The following is an 18,723-nucleotide window of genomic DNA, read 5'->3' on the forward strand; positions in this document are numbered from 1 at the left end:
AAACCTTTCTTTAAAAAGGGAGGCTTACTTTCCCCTCTTTTTTAAAGAGGGGCTAGGGGAGATTCTTTAAAAATCATCCTTTTTATAAAGATGTGCCATGCGTTCGTGCTTGGTCTTGAGATATTGTTCATTAAAAGGGTTTAAACCCACAGTCAAAGGCACACGATCGATCACATTAATGCCTTGTGCTTTTAAGGCTTCTATTTTTGAAGGGTTATTGGTCACGAGACGTACCGATTTTACCTGTAAATGATCCAGCATAATGCTACACATGTCGTATTGGCGTGCATCCGCCGGTAGGTTCAGCATCAGGTTGGCATCTACTGTGTCATGTCCCTGATCTTGCAGGGCATAAGCACGAATTTTATTGGTCAGGCCAATGCCACGACCTTCCTGACGCAAATACAGAATGACTCCGCGGCCTAATTCATTGATCAGTTTTAAAGTCGCTTGCAATTGCGGGCCACAGTCGCATTTGAGTGAAGCAAAGGCATCACCGGTTAAACATTCAGAATGTACGCGAACCACCACAGGTTCATCTGATACTTCTTCAAGTCCTTTGGAAAGTGCGACATGTTCTTCGCCAGTCTCAGGGTCTTGAAATACAGTAATTTTAAATTCACCGTGAGCGGTAGGTAATCTTGACGTTGCGACAAATTCGATTGGCACAGCTGAACCCGTTAAATCCTGAAATTGGCTAAAGTATAGCGTAATGCTTGAACATTGGTAGAATTGCAAAGTCGAAATTCTGCAATAGATTTTCTTTTTTGTAGAAAGCGAACGATAATAGTTGATAAATAGTAAGATTATTCAGGATAATCGTAGGCTGCAATTTTTTCACCCCGACGAGATCATTGTTTAATATTGCATCGCTAGAAGCGTAGCTGAATTGAAGCTGCTACAATTCAGCTATATGATCGGGTACTCCCCATTAACCTAGCTTTAGATTTGCCAGGCTTTAGAAGGCTTTGCCATAATATGCTGTATACAGAAATCCCAACTCAACGCCCTGTAACACCGTTGCTTGATGCGATCAATCATCCTGAGCAACTGCGTGCACTCGAGCAAAGCCAGCTAGAACAAGTGGCGGATGAGTTACGTCAATTCATTTTGTATGCTGCCGGGCAAAGTGGTGGACATTTTGGTGCCAACCTCGGTGTGATTGAACTCACCGTGGCCTTACATTATTGTTTTAATACGCCGCATGATCGCCTGATCTGGGATGTAGGTCATCAAGCGTATCCACATAAAGTGTTAACTGGTCGTCGTGAACAGCTCACCACCATTCGTGCCAAAGACGGTCTGGCTGCGTTTCCGGCTAGAGAAGAGTCTGAATTTGATACTTTTGGGGTAGGGCATTCTTCGACGGCAATTTCTGCTGGCCTAGGTATGGCACTGGCACGTCGTTATCAGAATAATCCGTGTGAAGTTGTGTCGATTATTGGCGATGGTGCCATGACAGCGGGTATGGCCTTTGAAGCCTTGAATGATGCCGTGGCACACAGTGCTGATCTGATGGTGGTGCTGAACGACAATGATATGTCGATTTCTTGCAGTACCGGTGGTTTTGCCAAACATCTGGCTGCCATTTGGGAGCGCGGTGAATTCGTTAATGTTACCGAGCAGGGTGAGGCATATGTACAGCCACATCCGGAATGGTTGTATAACTCGCGTTTACACAGTGCAGCGACCGATGCTGCAGATAACTTATTCCAAGCCATTGGCTTTGACTATTTTGGCCCATACGATGGTCACGATGTCAAACAACTGGTGCATGTCTTTAATGCGCTGAAAAAGCGTAAAGGCCCCCGTCTGATTCATATCTATACCAAAAAAGGCAAGGGCTTTGCTCCGGCAGAATCGGATCAAATCAAGTATCACGCGATTAGCAAACTCAATGCCGTTGTTGCCAGCAATACTGCGCCGAAATATTCGGATGTATTTGGGCAATGGCTTTGCGATGAAGCGGCACAAGACACACGTTTGCTCGCGATTACTCCCGCCATGTGCGAAGGCTCAGGCATGGTGAAGTTTGCCAAAGAATATCCGGAACGTTTCTTTGATGTAGCAATTGCCGAACAGCATGCAGTTACCTTGGCTGCCGGTATGGCTTGTGAAGGCTTGAAGCCGGTGGTTGCAATTTACTCGACTTTCCTGCAACGCGGTTATGATCAACTGGTACATGACGTGGCTTTGCAGAATCTGGATGTTACTTTCGGTATTGATCGTGCTGGTCTGGTCGGTGAAGATGGCCCGACCCATGCCGGTGCTTATGACTATGCCTATATGCGTACTATCCCGAATATCGTGATCATGGCGCCGAAAGACGAAAATGAATGTCGTCAAATGTTGCATACTGCGTATTTATATCCAGGACCGGCAGCGGTACGTTATCCGCGTGGCAATGGACTGGGCGTCGAGATTCAGCAAAAGATGGTTGAGATTCCGATCGGTCAGGCGGAAATTGTGGCCAGTTTTAATGGGCAATATGACGAATATATTTCTGTGCTGGCCTTTGGTAGCCGGGTACAGGCCGCAATCGACGCTGCTGAAGCATTTGCCGTGAAACATGAGATTGGCGTGCGTGTAATCAACATGCGTTTTGTCAAACCGTTAGATACCCAAATGCTCGATGATCTGGCATTGACGACCAGTCTGTTTGTCACGGTAGAAGAACATGCGGTGATGGGCGGTGCGGGTAGTGCCGTGAATGAATATCTGGCAGAAGCGCAGATTGTCAAACCGATACTGAATTTGGGTCTGGATGATACATTTATGGCGCAAGCGACCCATGCACAGATGTTGCAGCAAGCGGGTCTGGATGCGCAAGGCATTGAAAAATCGATCAATCAGGCTTGGTCCAGCCTAGGGCAAAGCGTCTTGTCATAATATCTTAAAAATTTTAGACACATTTTTCCCAAAAAAGCCCTGATATTTGCTAAGATATCGGGGCTTTTATGCATTATTCTTTATCAGTGTCTTCAAATTTGTAGTGGGTGTTCAATGGAACCTATGGTGGTGATGGCTGCGCGTGCGGCTCAGTTAGTTGGTCAAGAGCTTTTAAAAGCGCATCAGAATCGTCATAAACTTGATCTACAAGTCGAAGAAAAAGGAATTGATGGTCCGGTAACGCGTGTAGATCGTTATTTGGAACAGTTGACCATCGATACCCTACGTAAAAGTTATAAAAATCACAGTTTCCTTGGTGAAGAGTTTGGCTATCAGGAAGGTAAAGGTCATGACGCCGATTGGTGTTGGGTGATCGATCCGCTAGATGGTACTTTAAACTTCATTAACGGTTTCCCGCATTTCTGTATCTCTATCGCAGTTCAGCACAAAGGCATTACTCAACACGGGGTGATTTATGACCCGGTGAAAGATGAGCTATTCTCTGCCAGTCGTGGTCGTGGTGCCATGATGAACCAGCGCCGTATTCGTGTAAATGTTAAAGACAGCCTGGAAAATACCTTTATGGCTGTTGGTCACGCTTATCGTGCCAAGCGTAATGGCGAAGTTGTGTCTTATGCCAAGAATCATTTTCAAACCCTGTTAAACGTAACTGAAGCTGGCGCGCAATATCGTCGTTCAGGTTCTGCAGCATTGGATTTAGCCTATGTTGCTGCAGGTCGTTTCGATGGTTATTTCGAACTTGGTTTAAAGCCTTGGGATATCGCAGCTGGCGAATTGATCGTGAAAGAAGCAGGCGGTACTGTAGTTGATGCACGTGGTGGTAGCGACTCTATGGAAAATGGTCAAGTTTTGGCTTGTTCAATGAAAATGCTTAAGCCTTTAATGCAAGCAGTTGTTCCTGCTTGGGGCGAAGCAGCAAAATAATCGGGTTTAGATGAATTAGATCTAATATTGAGAAAAGGCGTCCTTCGGGATGCCTTTTTTATGCATGGGAATCTAGGTCACTAGTTACTGATATAAAGTTGTTGATCTTTGCTTGAATACTGGAAATATCAGGTGAATTGGCGAAAAGTAACTTTTTATACCGACTATTACATTTTTTATTGTATTTTAAGTATTAGAAATATATAGATAAATTATGAAAGAGGAAAATTAGTTTTAAAACTTAATGACATTGTGGAATATTCTGCTATAATTCCGCCACGCACTTAATTTCTGTTCTTTACCTGAACACTATCTTCTAATCATTGTATGCGCGTGCTGTCCATAGAGAGGACATATCCTTCGCGCCCCAATCGCTTAAGCGATTCCTTCAGGTTTGCGGCCGTAATCATGCGTGCGTTATATCCACATCGTCGTTACTCGGATCGCTGCTGAATCCTAATATTTTCAGCATTATTTGCTGTGCCGCTTTTTGCCGATGTCCATAATTGTTATTTATTAAATGGAGCACCCACTTCAGGGTGAATACTCTCTATGAGCAAAACTTTTGCTGATTTTTCCCTCGACGAATCTCTAACCCAGGCTCTCGACGCTTTAGGCTTTACTACTCCTACTCCTGTACAAGAACAAGCGATTCCAGCTGCGCTTGAAGGCAAAGACCTTCTTGTGTCAAGCCAAACAGGTTCTGGTAAAACTGCTGCATTCTTACTGCCTACGTTAAATGCGTTGGCAAACCAAGATACATTAGTACCGTTTAAAGACCGTATGAAAGCGGTTACTCAACCAAATATTTTGGTGATTTCACCAACTCGTGAATTGGCACAACAGGTATGTCAAGACGCGATTGCATTTGTACGTCACATGAAAGGCGTGCGTATTGCCGCAATCATGGGTGGTATGCCTTTTGGTAAGCAAATTCAACAGTTAAAAGGCGCGCAAGTTGTTGTTGCAACTCCAGGTCGTTTACTTGACTTGGTGAATCGTCGTCAAATCAAATTGGATAAAGTTGACGCATTAATCGTCGATGAAGCTGACCGTATGCTTGACCTGGGTTTCTCTGAAGACTTAGAAGCAATTGGTGAGTTGGCTGCAAACCGCAAACAAACTCTTATGTTCTCTGCGACTTTTGCACCACGTATCATTACACTTGCAGAACGCATGATGAATGACCCAATGCGTATTTCGATCGAAACTGGTCACTCTACAAATACTGATATTACTCAGACTTTGCATTGGACTGACGGTTTCGAGCACAAGAAAAAACTTCTTACTCACTGGTTGAACGAAGAAGACGTTGATCAAGCAGTTGTATTTGCGTCAACTCAAGAAGACACAGATATGTTGGCTGAAGAACTTGCTGAAGCAGGTCTATCAGTTGTAGCACTTCACGGTGCTATGCCACAAACTGTTCGTAACCGTCGTTTACGTAGCATCCGTGAAGGTCGTGCGAAGATTTTGGTTGCAACTGACGTTGCAGCGCGTGGTCTTGACGTACCAACAATTTCACACGTCATCAACTTCGGTCTTCCAATGAAGAACGAAGACTATGTACACCGTATCGGTCGTACAGGTCGTGCGGGTCGTACTGGTAAAGCAATTACTTTGGCGACTTACCGTGAACGCGGTAAAATCCGTGCTTTGGAAGACTTCCTTGATGCGCGTCTAAACGTATCTGAAATTGAAGGTCTTGAGCCATCTCCACCTCCTGCACGTGGTAGCCGTGATGGCGCTGGTCGCGGTCGTGGCCGTGATGGCGGTCGTCGTGATGGCGGTCGTGGTGGTTTCGGTGGCGGTCGTCGTTTTGAAGGCGAAAGCAACTTCAAACGTCGTGAAGGCGGTGATGATCGTCCACGTCGTAGCTTCGATGACAAACCTCGTGGCGAACGTCCAGCATTTGGCGAAGATCGTCCACGTCGTGACTTTGGTGATCGTCCAGCTCCACGTCGTGAAGGCGGTTTCGGTGATCGTCCACAACGTTCGTTTGATGACCGTCCAAAGCGTGACTTCGGTGATCGTCCAGCTCCACGTCGTGAAGGCGGTTTCGGTGATCGTCCACAACGTTCGTTTGATGACCGTCCACAACGTTCGTTTGATGACCGTCCAAAGCGTGACTTCGGTGATCGTCCAGCTCCACGTCGTGAAGGTGGTTTTGGTGACCGTCCTCGTTCTAATGATGACAACCGTGGCAACCGTGTAGATTATAAACCAGCTCGTGAAGGCGGTTATGGTGATCGTCCAAAACGTGATTTTGGTGATCGTTCAGCTCCACGTCGTGAAGGCGGTTTCGGTGATCGTCCAGCGCGTTCATTCGGTGATGACCGTCCAAAGCGTGATTTCGGTGATCGTCCAGTACGTCGCAACTTTGATGACAAGCCACGTGGTGAACGTTCGTTCGGTGGTGAAGATCGTCCACGTCGTAAATTTAACGACTAATTCAGTCGCTAGATGAAGATAAAAAACCGGTAGAAATACCGGTTTTTTTATGCATTGAGTTTTTTGCTTTTTAACGTAAAATGTCTACTAAATCATATTTTGTCAGGGTTATGATAATTATTAATATGAAAAGCTTAGCTCTTCGATCTCAATTGATAGAGGTGTATATGCCATATATCGCATTGACTTTGATTTTATGTAATATTATCTATTATTTATACAGCCTTTTTAATTAATCAATGTGCTTGAATCAAGCTTAAGTGCATATTTTTATTATAAAAAATACGAAATAATCCATTGTTGTCATTTTTTTATGATATTAAACCATCTTTTTCAACTGCTAACATTTTGAACTTCGTTCCTTTATAGTATGCATGCTGAAAAAATGCAGGAATAAACTCAGCTATGAAAAATCAAACAGCGCGAGATACTCAATCTCTGATTGAAGTCAAGAATCTGAGCTTCAAGCGGGGTGAGCGCGTGATTTATGACGACGTGAGTTTAAATATTCGTCGTGGGCAGATTACCGCCATTATGGGACCATCCGGTACTGGTAAAACCACCTTATTAAGACTGATTGGTGGGCAGCTGGTTCCTGAGCATGGTCAGGTTTTATTGGACGGCAAGGATATTGCCACGATGTCACGTTCCGAACTTTTTTCAGCACGTGCACGGATGGGCATGCTGTTTCAGAGCGGTGCTTTGTTTACCGATATGAGCGTGTATGAAAATGTCGCATTTCCGATTCGAGCACATACTAAATTGCCGGAACATCTGATTAAGGAAATCGTGGCACTGAAGCTGGAATCAGTCGGTTTACGTGGTGCAGAACAGATGATGCCGTCTGAACTATCCGGTGGTATGAACCGACGCGTGGCTTTGGCCCGTGCGATTGCGCTGGATCCTGAGCTGATCATGTACGATGAACCCTTTGCCGGACAAGATCCGATTGTGATGGGCGTTTTGACTCGTCTGATCCGTTCATTACGTGAAGCACTGGACTTAACCACAATTATTGTCTCGCATGATGTTGCAGAAACTTTATCAATTGCAGACTACATCTATGTGGTGGCAGAAGGCAAAATTCAGGGCGAGGGCACACCGGCAGAGCTGAAAGCGCATCCGTCTGCTTTTGTACAGCAATTCCTGACCGGTTCGGTAGAAGGTCCGGTGGATTATCAGTTTAGTCATCAAGCTTATTTAAGTGATGAGGTTCGTTCATGAATGCAATTGCCGCATTAGGTAGACGCGTTATTGAACGTGTACAGGGGATTGGGGTCGCGACCCTGATGCTGTTGCAGATTTTATTTTCCATGCCGACCTGGCTTGGCGTAAAGCTGTTTATTTATCAGATGTATCGGGTTGGGGTATTGTCCCTGCTGATTATTGTGGTTTCTGGCCTGTTTATTGGTGCCGTGCTTGGTTTACAGATGTTTAGCATCTTGTCGACCTTTGGTAGTGAGTCGATGCTAGGAACAGCGGTCGCGTTGACCTTGCTGCGTGAACTGGCACCTGTGGTCGCTGCTTTGCTATTTGCAGGACGTGCCGGTTCAGCCTTGACTGCGGAAATTGGCCTGATGAAAGCTACTGAACAATTGTCCAGTATGGAAATGATCGGTGTCGATCCATTGAAGCGGGTGATTTCGCCGCGTCTTTGGGCAGGGATTTTTAGCTTGCCAATGCTTTCCGTCATCTTTGCCGCAGTTGGCATTATGGGCGGTAAAATGGTCGGGGTAGATTTCCTGGGTGCCGATGAAGGCGCTTATTGGAGCGGCATGGAAAGCAGCGTGCAATTCTATAAAGATGTCTTGAATGGCACCATTATTAAAAGTTTTGTATTCGCATTAATTTGTACCTGGATTGCGGTGTATCAAGGCTATGCCTGTGTCCCGACATCGGAAGGTATTGCAACTTCTACAACGCGTACAGTCGTGTATTCTTCACTGTGCGTTTTAGGCTTTGATTTTGTGTTGACTGCGGTCATGTTCGGAGGTGTTTAATGAAATCACGTACTAGTGAGCTGGCCGTTGGTGTTTTTGTTATTTTGTTTGGTATTGCCTTATTTTTCCTGGCGATGCGTGTCAGTGGTCTGGTCGGACACAATATTTCCGACAGCTATAAAATGACAGCGACTTTTGAAAATGTAAATGGGATCAAGCCACGTGCCAAAGTGGCATTGAGTGGTGTGAAAGTGGGGCAGGTGGATGATATTACCCTGGATCCAGTGACGCGTCTGGCGACCGTGCATATGACCCTGGATGGCTCATTGACCTCGTTTAATGCTGAACAGTTAAAGCAGGTTCAGCAGGAAGCACTGGAAGAGTTACGTTATAGTTCGGACTATACGGCTGCTACCCCTGCGCAACAAAAAGACATGGAAAAACAACTGTTAGCTAACATGAAATCCATCACCAATATTGATGAGGATGCTTATATTATGGTAGCGACCAATGGGTTATTGGGTGAAAAATACCTGAAAATTATTCCAGGTGGTGGTCTGAACTATTTGAAACGTGGTGATCAGATTGCCAATACCCAAGGCACCATGGAAATTGAAGATTTAGTGACGAAGTTCATTACTGGCGGTGCCGGTAAATCGTCGGATAGTCAAGAAACTACCCCAGAACAGGCGACAGTTTCAGAATCGACTGATGCAGAACCTGCATTTGTTGAATAATAGATTGAGGAGATTTCAGTGAAAACTTTAGTAAAACAAACGCTTGCAGCAAGCATTCTTTCCACAATGGTTGCTGGTACAGTGTTTGCTGCACCGTCTGAAGCACCACCTGCTTTTATTAAAAAAGTGGCAGATGGTTTGATTGAGCGCCTCAAAGCCGATAATGCAAAATTGCAGAACAATCCGGCGCTGGTCAAAGCGATTGTCCGCCAGAATTTGGATCCATACATTGATTCACAGTCTTTCACGCGTATTGTGATGGGGACTTATGCGACGAACCAGTATAGTACTGCTGCACAGCGCGCGCAGTTTGAAAAGAATTTCCGTGAAACGCTCATTGAAAATTATGGTTCTGCATTTTCCAAGTTCAGCAATCAGACCTATAGCGTGCGTCCGTACAAGGCCAGCAATAGCAAAAATCCTGTTGTAACCATCGACTTTAATAATAAAGGCGAGAAAATTCCGGTAGCGTTTCAGCTGGTGGACAAAGGTTCACAATGGAAAATCCGCAACATCAACGTATCGGGTATCGATCTAGGTTTGCAATTCCGTAACCAGTTTGCTGCGACAGTCAAACGTAATGGCGGTAATATAGATAAAGCCATTGCTAACTTCAAACCGGATGCAGAAGCTGCAATCGACAAGAACAAGAAATAATCAGATAGGTGAGCCGTGATTGTATTCAAGGATCAGGAATTGCAGGTTTCAGGCAAGATTGACTATGCCAATGCGCAGGACTATTACCTAAATGGTCTGCGTGTGGTTCAGTCACAGAGCAAGTTTCCGCTTGTGGTTAATCTGGCTGGGCTTGAAAGTGGTAGTACTTTGGCTTTGGCAGTATTGGTGCGCTGGTTGCGCCAGACGCCTCAAGCGCAAGGACTACAGTTTAAAGCTGTCCCTGCTAAAATGATGAATATCATTCAGGCCTGTCATTTACAGGATGATTTACAAATCATTTAGTAAATAAAAAAGCACCGAAAGGTGCTTTTTTATTGTTGATACATTTTAAAAGTAAATTCCTTCCTTTATCAAAAGGAGGTTAGGAAGGATTAAAATATGACCTCACCCTAACCCTCTCCTAAAAGGAGAGGGAACTTCCTCTCTAAATTTATGGAGAGAAATGATATTTTTAAAAACTACTATCTCAATAAATATTGGAAGTCCTCTCTCCCTATGGGAGAGAGTTAGAGAGAGGGTGAAGAAATTAAATCCACTTCTTCCATCTAAAGTAAATCAATGGCCCGATTAAAAAGCCGATCAAAATAATACTGACCATAATGAAGCTCATGGTGCCTTGTGCAAAAGGCAGAACTTCGATATTCATGCCATAAATACTGGCGATCAGCATCGGTGGCGCAAGCATACTTGGCAAGATCGAGAATCGACGAATCGTATCGTTCTGTTCCGTGTTAATGAATCCGGACGTGGTATCGAGCAGGAAGCGCACTTTCTGAAACAGGAAGGCATCATGTTCAACCAGCGAGCGGACATCTTCACTAAGTTCTCGGATATCCGCATCATAAATATGACTGCCTAAGGCGCGTGGACGAGACAGGAAAGTCAGAACACGACGTAAATCGATCAGACAGAGCTGCGCTTTACCGAGCATATCTTCCAGTTGAGCTAGTCGGGTAATCATGTCATCCAGATCAAGAATCTGCTCACGATGGCGGTTATTCAACACTTCAGTTGAATATTTCTCTAAATCTTTATGTACATCTTCCAGAATATCGGCCAGCTCATCCAGTTTGGCTTCGAGCAGGCCCAATAAAATCCAGGTCGGATCTTTATAATCGATTTCATAATCATTGCGGCGCGCACGGGCACGGAAGGCACGAAAAGCCACCAACTTTTCGCCACGCAAGGTAAAAAGACGGTCCTTATGCAGAATGAATGCTACGGTTTGTACCGTCGCCAGCATGCTGGATTCATCTTCGTTTTCATTCTCGACCTGATAGTTTTTATTTTTGGTTAAAAAATAGGTGCTGATATGCAAAATACCGTCATCATCACGGTAAAATCGGGCACTAGAGGAGATATCTTCCAGCGATTTTAAGGTCGGTAAGTTTTGCGCATAGGCATCTAGAATCCATTGCTGCTCTTCTTGTGAAGGTGCAATCAGATCAAGCCATACTAAATCTGGATGCAGGTCGAAATCACCATTAATCGTGATATCTTCTAAGCTACCGCGCTCTGTGGCGTAAAAGGCTTCAAGCATGCTGTCTTTTCTCCCTGGCGCAGTATGTGAATTGGAATGGGTGTATTTTAGACAAGGAATTGAATAAAAACACTGATATTAAGCAGTTATTTTTGGAAAAAGCGCGCTTGCAGCGATTTCGTACAATATAGCGTCAATTGGAGAGTGAAATGATGAATTCTATTGCAATTTTTTGTGGTTCAGCACTGGGCTCGGATCCTCTCTATGCCCAGATTGCCGAAAAGGTTGGCCAAACCTTGGCAGCAAGGCATCAGACGCTGGTCTATGGCGGTGGTCGTTCTGGCTTGATGGGGATTATCGCTGATAGTGCTTTGGCTGCTGGTGGCAAGGTGATTGGTGTAATTCCAAGACAGTTGGTCAATCGTGAAATGGCGCATCCGCATATTACCGAGCTATTTGTGGTCGATAATATGCATGAACGTAAAACCCGCATGTCGGAACTGGCACAGGGATTTATTGCCATTCCGGGTGGTGCAGGAACGCTGGAAGAAATTTTTGAACAATGGACCTGGGCACAGTTGGGAATTCATCAAAAGCCGTGTGCTTTTTTAAATGTCGATGGTTTTTATGATGATTTACTCAAATTTATCCATATGACGACTGAGAAAGGTTTTACCAAAGCGCGCTTTAGCGATGCTTTGATTGTTAGTGATAATCTGGATGATATTTTACGCCAATTTGAAAGTTATCAGCCGCCTGAAGCGAAATGGGGTATGGTCGATCAGACCGATCTTGTAAAATAAACTGTCCACAGCATGATTTGTAGAAAATAAATGAACGTGATTACGGTGGCTGCAGCCATTATTTTAAATGAAGCGCAGCAACTGCTGGTGGTTCGCAAAAAAGGGACGTCCTGCTTTATGCAGGTTGGTGGCAAGCTGGAGCCAAATGAGGCACCAGAAGTAACGATGTTGCGTGAAATTCAGGAAGAAATTGGCACACAGGCGCAGATTCAGCAATTCATTGGGCGTTTTGAAACCCAGACGGCGAATGAACCAGATCATCAACTGGTAAGTTATGTCTATTGGGTAAGTCTGGATCAGGCGCCAAAAATTGAAGCGGAAATTGCCGAAATGAAATGGGTCAATCTGGATGAAAAAGAGCTACGACTCGCACCCTTGACTACGGAAATTGTGATTCCATGGGTCAAGTCACAGTTACTTGCCCAAGCTTAAATTTTCAGATTTGCGCGCCTGCCAGACAGGCTGCATAAATTTTTTGGCAGCCCAATCGTTCAAGTGTTTGGCTGAGTGCCCGAATCGAGCTGCCAGTCGTGACGACATCATCAATAATCAGCACCCGACGATACCGTAGCTTTGAAATCGTGCTGATCTGGAATTGCGACTGGATGTCTTCAATCCGCTCCAGCCGGCTTAGACCTTTCTGTGAATGTTGCTTTAGTCGGGTAATCGGTTGCCAGATGGGTACATTCAGCTTTTTCGCCACATGTTTTGCCAGCACCAGAGATTGATTATACCCGCGCTCTGCCAGACGCTCATTCGAGATCGGCATCGGTACAATTGCACTGACTTTAGGCAGGTCTAAACTTAACAGCGCACCTGCCAGTAAATTTTGCAAATGCAGTGTCTGTTCATATTTAAACAGTTGAATCAGCCGGTCCATCGGATAGGCATAGTCGCAGGCAATCTGGAACTGCATTTCCTGCCGTTGAATGGTTTGATGTGCCCAGGGTAATTGTCGCCAGCAATCTTCACAGACTGAATGAATGGTTTGATGATCGGTTAGACAGAGCTGACAGGGCTGTAAGCAGCTCAGCCAGGATTTTCCGTGTTGCAGTAATTTAAACATAGGCATAGCGCGGTGCTTCCGGTAGCCAGCGTTGCAATAATGCCTCCGCCTGATCGGGATAATCCTTGAGCATCTGCTGGGCCACATAATGTGCTTGATTGAGCAGGTGATCATCACGTTCCAGTTTGGCCACACGGAAATTCATGTCGCCAGTCTGTTTGGTTCCAAGCAGTTCACCTGGGCCACGCAATTCCAGGTCTTTCTCGGCAATCATGAAACCATCATTAGTTTCGCGCATGATTCTTAAGCGTTCCTGACCATTTTGAGACAGCGGATGTTTATACAGTAGGGCACAGAAACTGGCTTTGGCGCCACGACCGACCCGGCCCCGTAACTGATGCAATTGAGATAGGCCCAGACGTTCAGCATTTTCAATTACCATGATGGAAGCATTGGGTACATCTACCCCGACTTCGATCACGGTGGTGGCAATCAGGAGCTGTAATTCATTATTTTTAAACTGCTGCATTACCGCCTGTTTTTCATCGGCTTTCATCTTGCCATGTACCAGTCCGATATTCAGCGCAGGAAAGCGCTCGCGAATTTCGGCAAAGGTCGCTTCTGCGGCCTGAGCATCCAGGGTTTCGGACTGTTCTACCAGTGTACACACCCAATATGCCTGCTTACCTTCAGCACAGTTGCTGGCAATCCGTTGCAAGACTTCTTCGCGTCGATCTAATGGAATGGTCACGGTCTGAATCGGGGTACGGCCCGGCGGCAGCTCGTCAATCACCGAGGTATCCAGATCACCATAGGCAGACATGGCCAGTGTGCGGGGAATCGGAGTCGCAGTCATCACCAGTTGATGCGGAGACATACCATCTAGCCCTTTATTTCTGAGTGCAAGGCGCTGATCCACACCAAAGCGGTGCTGTTCATCAATAATCACCAGACCCAGTTTGGCAAACTCGACATTTTCCTGAAACAGGGCATGCGTTCCGATCACCAGATGGGCGCTGCCATCCCGAATCACCTGTTCCGCTGCGGCGCGAGCTTTACCTTTCTGCTTGCCGGAAAGCCAGGCTACATTTAAGCCCAAAGGCTCAAACCAGCGTTTAAAGTTCAGATAATGCTGCTCGGCCAGAATCTCGGTCGGTGCCATCAACGCCACTTGCCAGCCTTCTTCCAGTGCATGGCAAGCTGCGACACCAGCCACCAGGGTTTTACCCGCGCCGACATCGCCTTGCACCAGACGCAACATCGGTTTATTGCTTTTTAAATCCTGCACGATTTCTCTGGATACACGTTTTTGCGCACCGGTCATTTCAAAAGCCAGACTGGCTAAGAGCTGTTTGGCATAGGTTTTACTGGGCGCAAATGAAGGCGCTTCGACTTGCTGAATAAAGGCCCGACGTGTCAATAAACTGATCTGATGCGCTACCAGTTCTTCAAAGATCAGGCGCTGCTGTGCAGGATGTGAGCCTTGTGCTAGTTGCAGCATATTGGCATTGACTGGCGGGTGATGGATATATTCCAGTGCCTGTTTCAGTGCATAACCATTGCTAAATTTTGCTGGCAGTAGTTCAGGCAGATGGTCGCTGTATTGAGCCAAGGCCTGCTGAATATAATCCCGTATTTTGGGTTGGGTCAGGCCTTCAGTCGCAGGGTAAATCGCCGTGAGCTGGGTTTGAGGTAAAGGTGTGTCCTCAGTAATGACTTGCAGTTCGGGATGATACATTTCCAGACCGCGCGCACCGACCCGCACTTCACCAAAAATTCTTAAACGGTTACCCAGTTTGCAGCGGTCAGTAATACCTTTATAGATATGATAAAAACGTAAAGTAACCTTGCCAAAATCATCATCCAGCAGCACAGCCATAGATTTGCGTTTACCGGGTGGAAAATCTACACCTTTAACGATCCCTTCCAGCAGATAACTGCGTCCCACGCTCAATTGATTCATGGGAATGATCGTGCTACGGTCTTCATAGTCACGTGGTAGATGAAAAAGCAAATCATCAGTATTGAAGATATTTAGTTTTTCGAGTAATGAAGCGGCGGCATTGCCAACGCCTTGTAACTGATGGACTGCAGCCATGTCCCCTCAACCAGATTTGTGATTCGGTGCTCAATGCATATTTTATTTACCGGTTATGGTAAAACATCCCGACGTGTGGCTAAACAACTATTTGAGCAAGGTCATCAAATTAGCACAATTAGCCAGAGTCCCAAAACAGATTCATTCGCAACTCATCTGATTCAGGATGTGCATCAACTGGATTTAACAGCAGTTACACCGATTGACTGGGTCTATGTATTACTTAGTCCAAAACAAAGTACGGTTGAAGGCTATCAGCAAACTTATCTGGATTCGGTTCAACCTATTGTCTCTGCCTTGAAACAGCATCCGGTGAAACGGATTGTGGTGGTGTCATCGACACGAGTGTATGGGCAAAATTCCGGTGAAATCGTAGATGACGAAACTGAAATTCACCCGAATGATGCTCAGAGCAAAATCTTGCAGCAGATGGAGCAGGCTTATTTCACTGCTTATCCTGAGAAATGTACCATCATTCGTCCAAGTGGGATTTATGGAGCATCGGTAGAACGCCTACAAAAAATGGCCGCCTCGATGTTGAGATATCCGAATCTGCACTGGTCCAACCGGATTCACATTGAAGATTTATCACGTTTCTTATCACAGATGATTCACGTGGAACATCCTGAAAATTCTTATATTGTGACAAACAACGATCCAAAATTAATGCATGAAATATTGCAATGGTTCCAAAAGCAGATGGGGCTTCCTTTGCTTAAAGTAGAAAGTGAGCAGGTGACAGGTAAGAAGCTTTATGCGACCCGAATGCAGAAAATGGGATTTGAGTTAGAGCATCCAGATTGTTATGAGGATTATTTGGGGTTGATGAGGAAAAATAATTCTTAGCTCCTCCTTGTAAAAGAGGAATATTCTTCCCTTTCTCGAAGGGAGGTCAGGAGAAGGGCTTTTTAAATTACCTCTCCCTAACCCTCTCCTGAAAGGAGAGGGAATAAAAAGCCTTACTTCTTCTTCCGCTTCGCGCGTTTCTTGGCTTGTTCAGCCGCAACTGCATCCAAAGCTTCTTTCAGTTCTTCATCCGTAAAGTCGGTGATGTGATGCAGCATCTGCAACTTCACTTCATCCAGTACCAGATCTGCATACTGCGCCACATTGGTCAGCTGTTCATCAAAGACAATGGCATTGTCTTCATTGGTACACAGATAACCTTTTTGGGTTAAGACTTTAATAAAGCTTTGGAATAGGGCTTTGTCGAAGAACTCAGGTGAGTTGAATTCGTACAGTACAGACAGGCGCTGCCCAACCAGATAACTCAGCTCTTCCACCTGACGGGTCGAGATATTGCCTGAACCGCGCTGGGTAATCAGTGCCAAAGTCATATAGTAGCGTTCCAGACTTTGAGTCACGGGTGCAGCTAGAACCTCAAGCTGATGATGTGCTTCTGTATTTGGTGCAGGTGCAATCAGGTTTTCACCATCTTGTGTAATCAGTTTCGAGGCAATTAAGCTATCAATATGCGCATTCACCTGATCCTGAATCTCGTCTTCATGCCATTTTAAGAACAGTTCGGCTTTGAGGAACGGATATAGGGTGCTGCTGATATTGATCACATCATGACGGCGGATGGTGCCGTTATGTTCAGTCAGGGCTGCAATCAGGGATGGCAATATAAAAGTATGCACAATATTATTACGGAAGTAAGTTAGCAGAACCGCCTGATTATCCTCAATCGCAATAATATCTCCCAGTACATGCTTCACCCGTTTGATCAGTTTCAGCTTCATTGCATAGGCAATTATTTCTTTGCCTGACAGCGGTGTAACCTGCATGCGTTCATCATAAGGCAGGGCGGTGAGCAAGGTGCGATAGGTATCCAGCTGTTTGATACAGATTTCTTCATCCAGCGTATGTTTTGGCGTGGCCAGCAAGATTAAAGATAATAACGATACCGGATTGATCACGACTGCACTGTTAATATTTTCCAGAATAGCCTGTGCAGAGCTATTCACCGCGTCAGAAACCGCTTGTGGAACCGGATCATCGTTCTTTTCGATCTTGATATTTTCTGCACCATGCTGTTTCAGGATATCATCCAGAAATACCGGTTTACCAAAGTTCAGGTGCACCTTGCCAAAAATACGTTCAATCTTGCGCAGGGTTTTCAAAATACCAAAAATAGACTCGGCTTCTTTTGGCTTACCACTCATCTCACCGACATAGGTACCACCTTCCATTAGGCGTTCATAGCCGATATAGGTCGGTACAAATACAATCGGTTTGGACTTGCCACGTAAATGACCATGCACGGTCATTGCCAGCATCCCGGTTTTTGGCGGTAGCAAACGACCGGTACGTGAACGGCCACCTTCAATAAAATATTCTAGCGGGGTATTACGTGACAGGACGCTATACAGATATTCTTTAAACACCGTAGTATAGAGCGCGTTGCCGCGGAAAGTACGGCGAATAAAGAAAGCGCCACCACCACGTAAAATCTGACCGACAAAAGGCATATTGAGGTTATCGCCCGCGGCAATATACGGCACCATCAAGCCACGGCGATAGATCACATAAGACAATAATAAATAGTCAATGTGACTGCGGTGACATGGGGTATAGACAATTTCATAATCCTTGGCCAATTCACGCACGGTACTGAAATTATGCACTTCCACGCCGTCATAAAGCTGGGTCCATAAGCGGGTCAGGGCCTTGTCGGCAAAACGTACGGTAGAATGAGAATAGTCGGAAACGATTTCGTTCAGATAACCGATGGCGCGACGTTCAGACTCCAGCATCGAGATTTTGCTGCGAATACTGTCATTGCGAATCGCCGCCTGTACATCTGGCGACTTGATCAGACCATGCATCACATTACGGCGGTCGGACAGATCCGGCCCGAGAATGACTTCACGCTGACCATCCAGGTAATCATTTAAAGTGCTGACAATATAAGTTGCTGGCGCTGAATTTGGATGCGTCTCTTTGGCAAAGTTAATCAAGGTGCGTAAAGATTGCGGTTCATGAAACTCTAAATAAGACTGGCGACCATGCAGGCCGATATTGACCAGTTGTTTGACCCGGCTTGGCGTAGACCAAGTATCGGTAAATAAAAGCTTAAACCAGGAATCTTCTTTCTCAGGTTCACGTCCCCAAAGTACTGTTACCGGAACCAGTTCGACATCCAGCTCAGGATGCTGTTCCAGGATTTCAATCAGACGTAACAGGCGCGGCGGGAAAGCATGCGGGGGAGAACTCAACAGGTTATTTTCATCATGATGCTGTAAAAACAGTACCGATGCTTTTTCCTTATTATTGCCCAGTTGCATTGGATCAAGTGCAGCCGGCAATTTTAAGCGTCGCGTTTCTGCATCGACAACCAGTGCATTACTACGCGAATGGTTCTGTAAAACGTAGCAGACCAGTTTCTGCGATTCTGCTGCAGTCTGATCAGATTCAGGCGCTGTCACTTCACTTGGTACTTCCCCAAGAACATGAGGGGTAACCACAAGATCAAGTAACTTACTTGAAAGCTTGCGATACATTTGACCAAAGCCATTCTTGGACATAGCTGCTCCTAATTTTACTGACCAAAACCACAGGACTTCTGAGGGAATTTATTTTGCGGGTTTCTAAAGCGAAACAATATATCTTTTTTTAACAACTTCAACAGAAGTGCTTCAATTTTAGCGTGAAAGCAGGTGCTTTTCCTAGTCACTTATGACATCAGTATGACAG

General features: G+C 45.4%; 16 protein-coding genes. 11 read left to right on the forward strand and 5 right to left on the reverse strand.

What is annotated here, in order from left to right; translation table 11 throughout:
- Positions 1 to 66: 66 nt before the first annotated feature.
- The gene (gene ribA / locus NI464_RS05175; RefSeq protein ID WP_148335029.1) at positions 67 to 669 is read right to left on the reverse strand and encodes a GTP cyclohydrolase II; all 603 of its coding nucleotides are present in this window, start codon (positions 667 to 669) and stop codon (positions 67 to 69) included.
- Positions 670 to 978: 309 nt separating this feature from the next.
- Between ribA and dxs the strand changes: the two genes are divergently transcribed.
- The 8 genes from dxs (at position 979) to NI464_RS05215 (ending at position 9,922) form a co-directional block, all read left to right on the forward strand.
- Positions 979 to 2,889 (forward strand): 1-deoxy-D-xylulose-5-phosphate synthase, encoded by a 1,911-nt coding sequence (gene dxs / locus NI464_RS05180; protein WP_153566892.1) that lies wholly within the window; start codon positions 979 to 981, stop codon positions 2,887 to 2,889.
- 114 nt (positions 2,890 to 3,003) lie between these two features.
- The gene (locus NI464_RS05185) at positions 3,004 to 3,834 is read left to right on the forward strand and encodes an inositol monophosphatase family protein (protein ID WP_004281534.1); all 831 of its coding nucleotides are present in this window, start codon (positions 3,004 to 3,006) and stop codon (positions 3,832 to 3,834) included.
- 552 nt (positions 3,835 to 4,386) lie between these two features.
- Positions 4,387 to 6,285, forward strand: a complete 1,899-nt coding sequence (locus NI464_RS05190; protein WP_253137910.1) for a DEAD/DEAH box helicase — start codon at positions 4,387 to 4,389, stop codon at positions 6,283 to 6,285.
- A 405-nt stretch (positions 6,286 to 6,690) separates the two neighbouring features.
- Positions 6,691 to 7,509, forward strand: a complete 819-nt coding sequence (locus tag NI464_RS05195; RefSeq protein WP_004645032.1) for an ABC transporter ATP-binding protein — start codon at positions 6,691 to 6,693, stop codon at positions 7,507 to 7,509.
- Positions 7,506 to 8,285: a lipid asymmetry maintenance ABC transporter permease subunit MlaE gene (mlaE, locus tag NI464_RS05200; RefSeq protein WP_004281531.1), complete on the forward strand. Its 780-nt coding sequence runs from the start codon at positions 7,506 to 7,508 to the stop codon at positions 8,283 to 8,285. Before NI464_RS05195 ends, mlaE begins: the two co-directional genes overlap by 4 nt.
- Complete coding sequence (mlaD, locus tag NI464_RS05205) at positions 8,285 to 8,962, forward strand: outer membrane lipid asymmetry maintenance protein MlaD (RefSeq protein ID WP_005101228.1); 678 nt, start codon at positions 8,285 to 8,287, stop codon at positions 8,960 to 8,962. The genes mlaE and mlaD overlap by 1 nt, the downstream gene beginning before the upstream one ends.
- Before the next feature lie 18 nt (positions 8,963 to 8,980).
- The gene (locus NI464_RS05210; RefSeq protein WP_004281529.1) at positions 8,981 to 9,619 is read left to right on the forward strand and encodes an MlaC/ttg2D family ABC transporter substrate-binding protein; all 639 of its coding nucleotides are present in this window, start codon (positions 8,981 to 8,983) and stop codon (positions 9,617 to 9,619) included.
- Positions 9,620 to 9,634: 15 nt separating this feature from the next.
- On the forward strand, positions 9,635 to 9,922 hold the full coding sequence (locus tag NI464_RS05215) for an STAS domain-containing protein (RefSeq protein WP_253137911.1): 288 nt from the start codon (positions 9,635 to 9,637) through the stop codon (positions 9,920 to 9,922).
- 244 nt (positions 9,923 to 10,166) lie between these two features.
- Here the strand turns inward: NI464_RS05215 and NI464_RS05220 are convergent, their stop codons facing one another.
- Entirely contained in the window at positions 10,167 to 11,180 is a 1,014-nt protein-coding gene (locus NI464_RS05220) for a CorA family divalent cation transporter (RefSeq protein WP_086044442.1), read from the reverse strand.
- Between the two features lie 152 nt (positions 11,181 to 11,332).
- On the opposite strand from NI464_RS05220, the gene NI464_RS05225 reads away from it, so the two are divergent.
- Positions 11,333 to 11,923 (forward strand): LOG family protein, encoded by a 591-nt coding sequence (locus tag NI464_RS05225; RefSeq protein ID WP_253137928.1) that lies wholly within the window; start codon positions 11,333 to 11,335, stop codon positions 11,921 to 11,923.
- 30 nt (positions 11,924 to 11,953) lie between these two features.
- Positions 11,954 to 12,355 (forward strand): NUDIX hydrolase, encoded by a 402-nt coding sequence (locus NI464_RS05230; RefSeq protein ID WP_253137912.1) that lies wholly within the window; start codon positions 11,954 to 11,956, stop codon positions 12,353 to 12,355.
- Positions 12,356 to 12,359: 4 nt separating this feature from the next.
- Here NI464_RS05230 and NI464_RS05235 read toward each other — a convergent pair whose 3' ends face one another.
- On the reverse strand, positions 12,360 to 12,995 hold the full coding sequence (locus tag NI464_RS05235) for a ComF family protein (protein WP_253137913.1): 636 nt from the start codon (positions 12,993 to 12,995) through the stop codon (positions 12,360 to 12,362).
- A complete protein-coding gene (gene recG, locus NI464_RS05240; protein ID WP_004645042.1) occupies positions 12,982 to 15,027 on the reverse strand; it encodes an ATP-dependent DNA helicase RecG in 2,046 nt (681 codons plus the stop codon). Before recG ends, NI464_RS05235 begins: the two co-directional genes overlap by 14 nt.
- Positions 15,028 to 15,060: 33 nt before the next feature.
- Between recG and NI464_RS05245 the strand changes: the two genes are divergently transcribed.
- Positions 15,061 to 15,873: an NAD-dependent epimerase/dehydratase family protein gene (locus NI464_RS05245; RefSeq protein ID WP_253137914.1), complete on the forward strand. Its 813-nt coding sequence runs from the start codon at positions 15,061 to 15,063 to the stop codon at positions 15,871 to 15,873.
- 113 nt (positions 15,874 to 15,986) lie between these two features.
- Here the strand turns inward: NI464_RS05245 and plsB are convergent, their stop codons facing one another.
- Positions 15,987 to 18,554: a glycerol-3-phosphate 1-O-acyltransferase PlsB gene (gene plsB / locus NI464_RS05250; protein ID WP_004645044.1), complete on the reverse strand. Its 2,568-nt coding sequence runs from the start codon at positions 18,552 to 18,554 to the stop codon at positions 15,987 to 15,989.
- Positions 18,555 to 18,723: the final 169 nt, after the last annotated feature.

This window comes from Acinetobacter lwoffii (assembly GCF_024129685.1).
Lineage (GTDB): Bacteria > Pseudomonadota > Gammaproteobacteria > Pseudomonadales > Moraxellaceae > Acinetobacter > Acinetobacter lwoffii_X.

Coding starts and splice junctions, on each gene's coding strand:
- dxs (WP_153566892.1), top strand. CDS start 979: ATGCTGTATACAGAAATCCCAACTCAACGCCCTGTAACACCGTTGCTT.
- NI464_RS05185 (WP_004281534.1), top strand. CDS start 3,004: ATGGAACCTATGGTGGTGATGGCTGCGCGTGCGGCTCAGTTAGTTGGT.
- NI464_RS05190 (WP_253137910.1), top strand. CDS start 4,387: ATGAGCAAAACTTTTGCTGATTTTTCCCTCGACGAATCTCTAACCCAG.
- NI464_RS05195 (WP_004645032.1), top strand. CDS start 6,691: ATGAAAAATCAAACAGCGCGAGATACTCAATCTCTGATTGAAGTCAAG.
- mlaE (WP_004281531.1), top strand. CDS start 7,506: ATGAATGCAATTGCCGCATTAGGTAGACGCGTTATTGAACGTGTACAG.
- mlaD (WP_005101228.1), top strand. CDS start 8,285: ATGAAATCACGTACTAGTGAGCTGGCCGTTGGTGTTTTTGTTATTTTG.
- NI464_RS05220 (WP_086044442.1), bottom strand. CDS start 11,180: ATGCTTGAAGCCTTTTACGCCACAGAGCGCGGTAGCTTAGAAGATATC.
- NI464_RS05225 (WP_253137928.1), top strand. CDS start 11,333: ATGAATTCTATTGCAATTTTTTGTGGTTCAGCACTGGGCTCGGATCCT.
- NI464_RS05230 (WP_253137912.1), top strand. CDS start 11,954: ATGAACGTGATTACGGTGGCTGCAGCCATTATTTTAAATGAAGCGCAG.
- NI464_RS05235 (WP_253137913.1), bottom strand. CDS start 12,995: ATGCCTATGTTTAAATTACTGCAACACGGAAAATCCTGGCTGAGCTGC.
- recG (WP_004645042.1), bottom strand. CDS start 15,027: ATGGCTGCAGTCCATCAGTTACAAGGCGTTGGCAATGCCGCCGCTTCA.
- NI464_RS05245 (WP_253137914.1), top strand. CDS start 15,061: ATGCATATTTTATTTACCGGTTATGGTAAAACATCCCGACGTGTGGCT.
- plsB (WP_004645044.1), bottom strand. CDS start 18,554: ATGTCCAAGAATGGCTTTGGTCAAATGTATCGCAAGCTTTCAAGTAAG.